Below are 3,505 nucleotides of genomic sequence, written 5' to 3'. Positions count from 1 at the left end.
GTCCGGCGCGGGCCGCCGCATCGCGCCGCGCGCCGGGCCTGCGGCGGCGCCGGGCCGGGGGGCCACCTGTCCGCCCGCCTGCGAGGAGACTGCATGGACACGATCACGCCCCGCCCGGTGGATGCCGTCATCGCCGCCGCGCGCGGCTTCCTGGGCGACCGCCTGTCCACCAATGCCGCCGTGCGGGAGCAGCACAGCCATGGCGAGGACAGCTCCACCCCGACCCTGCCGGATGCCGTGGCCTTCGTGGAGACGACGGAGGAGGTCAGCCGCCTGCTGCGCCTGTGCCACCAGCACGAGGTGCCGGTGGTGCCCTTCGGCGCCGGCACCTCGCTGGAGGGGCATGTGAACCCGGTGCGCGCCGGGATCAGCCTGGACCTCTCGCGCATGACGGCGATCCTGGAGGTCAACGCGGAGGACATGGACTGCCTGGTGGAGCCGGGCGTCACGCGCCAGCAGCTGAACGACCACCTGCGCGACCAGGGCATGTTCTTCCCGGTGGATCCGGGCAGCCACTGCACGCTGGGCGGCATGGTCGCCACCCGCGCCTCCGGCACCAACGCCGTGCGCTACGGCACCATCCGGGAGAACGTGCTGGGACTGGAGGTGGTGCTGGCCGATGGCCGCGTGATCCAGACCGGCGGGCGCACCCGCAAGGCGGCCAATGGCTACGACCTGACGCGGCTGTTCGTCGGCAGCGAGGGCACGCTCGGCGTCGTCACGAAGGTGCGCCTGCGCCTGCACGGCATCCCGGAGGCGATGAGCAGCGCCGTGGTGCAGTTCGACGGGCTGGAGGGCGCGGTGCGGAGCGTGATCGAGGTGATGCAGATGGGCGTCCCGGTCGCGCGGATCGAGCTGCTGGACGACGACATGATGGCGGCCGCGATCAGCTATTCGAAGCTGGAGGGCTACGCGCCGCTGACCACGCTGTTCCTGGAGTTCCACGGCAGCGAGGCCGGCGTGCAGGAACAGGCGGAGACGGTGGAGGCGATCACCGCGGGCCATGGCGGCCACGGCTTCCAATGGGCGAAGGACCCCGCGCTGCGCGCGAAGCTGTGGAAGGCGCGGCACGACAGCTACTGGGCGGGCTGCGCGGCGAAGCCCGGCTGGAAGGCGCTGACCACCGATGTCTGCGTGCCGATCTCCCGCCTGGCGGAGGCGCTGCTGGGCGCGAAGGAGGAGGCGAAGGAGCTCGGCCACTTCACCTGCATCGTCGGCCATGTCGGCGACGGCAACTTCCACCAGATGGTGCTGTACGACCCGAACGACCCGCAGGGGCTGGAGCGCGCCTGGGACATGGACCGCCGCATCGTGGCACGCGGCTTGGCGCTGGGCGGCACCTGCTCGGGCGAGCACGGCATCGGGCTCGGCAAGCGCGAGTTCCTGGAGGAGGAGCACGGGGCGGAGGCGCTGGCGGTGATGCGCAGCCTGAAGCACGCGCTGGATCCCAAGGGGATCATGAACCCCGGGAAGATGTTCAGAAACTGATATGCCATCGGACGCCGGGCGGCCGCGTCATGCCAGCGGCATGCTGACGCCTGACGGCCTTGGCTTCGCGCAGGCGGCTGTTCCGCTTGCCGGGCTGTCGGTCTGTGCGCGGCGCGCATTCGCGCGCTCGGCGCGCTGCGCGCGCCGCCAGCGATGACGGCGTCCGCGGGCGTCACCCTCGCCATCCTCGCGCTTTGCCTCGGCCACGTCTTCTCCAACGCGGTGCGGACGCTGCCGGCGATCGCGTCGGATGTGCTGATGCGCGACCTCGGCCTGGACGCCGAGGGGCTGGCGCAGGTGACCGGCATCTTCCCCCTGGCCTTCGCCGCGGTGATGATCCCCGTCGGCATCGGGCTGGACCGCTTCGGCGTGAAGGCGACCGCGATGGCGCTGCTGGCGGTGGGCGCCTGCGGCGCCGCGATGGCCGCGCTGGCCGGCGGCCCGTGGTCCATGCTGCTGGCGCAGGTGGTGCTGGGCGCCGGCTGCTCCGGCATGCTCATGGCGCCGGTCACCTTCGCCGCACGGGCGCTCTCCGCACACCGCTTCGCCCTGTGGTCCGGCGTGATCCAGGCGGTCGGCAACACCGGGATGCTGATCTCCGCCAGCCCGCTGGCACTGCTGATCGAGGCGACGGACTGGCGCGCCGGCTACCTGGCCTGCGGCGGGCTGGCGGCGCTGGCGTTCTGCGCGGTGGCGCTGCTCGTGCCGGGGGATCGGCCGGCGCCGCATCCCTCGCGCGGGTTGCTGCGGGACATGGCGGAGGTGGTCGGCATGGCGGCGCAGCCGGCGCTGCGCGGCGTGGTGGTCTTCGCCTTCGCTTCCTTCGCCGCGGTGCTCGGCGTGCGCGGGCTGTGGGGCGGGCCGTGGCTGATGGAGGTGAAGGGCCTGCCGCGCGTGGAGGCGGGCAACCTGCTGCTGGCCTGCACCCTGGCCCTGACGGCGGGCCCGGCGCTGGCCGGGCTGGTGCTGCGCCGGGTCGGCCATGCGACCTTGCTGATGTGGACGACCCATGTCGGCGCCGCGGCGATGCTGCTGCTGGTGCTGGCGGGCGGGCCTGGCGGCTGGGCCGCGCGGGTGCTCGGCCTGCCGATGCTGCCGCCGGGCTGGGACTTGGCGATGCTGATCGGCTTCGGCCTGCTGGTGTCCTTCCAGGTGCTGGCCTACCCGCTGGTGCGCGCGGCGGTGCGGCCCGAGCAGGCGGGACGCGCGCTCTCCGCGGTCAACCTCTCCTTCTTCTTCGGCGCCGCGGCGCTGCAGGCGCTGTCCGGGCTCATGGCGGCCTGGGGCGGCGTGGCCGCGGCCATCGGCACCTTCGCCGCGGCGCTGGTGCTGTGCTCGATCGGCTTCCTGGCCCTGCACCCCAGGCGCTAGCATGCCCCCGGTTCGGGAGGAGGGCAGGACATGCTGCGGCTTCTCGTCGGGGTGGCGGCCGTCGCGCTGCTGCTGGTGGTCGGCCACATGGCGCTGACCACGGGGATGCGCATGGAGGGCGCCGTCGGGCGCTTCGCCGCCGGCACCTGCGCCGCCTGCCACTGAGGGCCGGGCTGCCCGTTCCCCCCGCGCCGCGCTACCCTGGCCGGGAGGAGGGCCCTTCATGCTGCGCAGCATCCTGGTGGCACTGGACGACACGCCGGGCGCCGTTGCGGCCCGCGACGCGGCGATCGCGCTGGCCCGCGAGAGCGGCGCGAAGCTCACCGTCGCCGTGGTGCTGGACCGGCCACACACCCAGGACGAGCACGAGGCCGTGCCGATCGGCGGCGCCGCCTTCAAGGCGCGGCGCGACGCGAAGCTGACCGAGCAGGCCGAGGCGGAGGCGCGGGCCGCGCTGGAGGCCTGCGCCGGCGCCGCCGCCGGCCTGTCCTACGAGGTGCTGCGGCTGGAGGATGCGCCGGAACCCGCGCTGCTGCGGGCCGGGGCGGCGCATGACGTGATCGTGCTCGGCCGCGACTGCACGCTGGGGCGGGAACTGGCGGATGGCGGCGTGGCGCCGGTGATCGAGGCGCTGCTGCGCGACGGC

Annotated in this window: 4 protein-coding genes; all 4 read left to right on the top strand. The window is 74.0% G+C overall.

Annotation, left to right across the window (positions count from 1 at the left end):
* Positions 1–93 precede the first annotated feature (93 nt).
* Positions 94–1,488: an FAD-binding oxidoreductase gene (locus OZN99_RS27750; RefSeq protein ID WP_270938460.1), complete on the top strand. Its 1,395-nt coding sequence runs from the start codon at positions 94–96 to the stop codon at positions 1,486–1,488.
* A 153-nt stretch (positions 1,489–1,641) separates the two neighbouring features.
* Positions 1,642–2,859 carry an MFS transporter gene (locus OZN99_RS27745; RefSeq protein WP_270938459.1) on the top strand — a complete coding sequence of 406 codons (1,218 nt, stop codon included), beginning with the start codon at positions 1,642–1,644 and terminating at the stop codon, positions 2,857–2,859.
* A gap of 30 nt (positions 2,860–2,889) precedes the next feature.
* Entirely contained in the window at positions 2,890–3,024 is a 135-nt protein-coding gene (locus OZN99_RS27740) for a hypothetical protein (protein WP_270938458.1), read from the top strand.
* A gap of 58 nt (positions 3,025–3,082) precedes the next feature.
* On the top strand, positions 3,083–3,505 hold a 423-nt coding region (locus OZN99_RS27735; protein ID WP_270938457.1), incomplete at its 3' end, for a universal stress protein.

Source organism: Falsiroseomonas oryzae, from assembly GCF_027856955.1.
GTDB classification, from domain to species: domain Bacteria; phylum Pseudomonadota; class Alphaproteobacteria; order Acetobacterales; family Acetobacteraceae; genus Falsiroseomonas; species Falsiroseomonas oryzae.
Note: the sequence above shows the minus strand (reverse complement) of the source record. Positions and strands in the feature narration are given on the sequence as shown.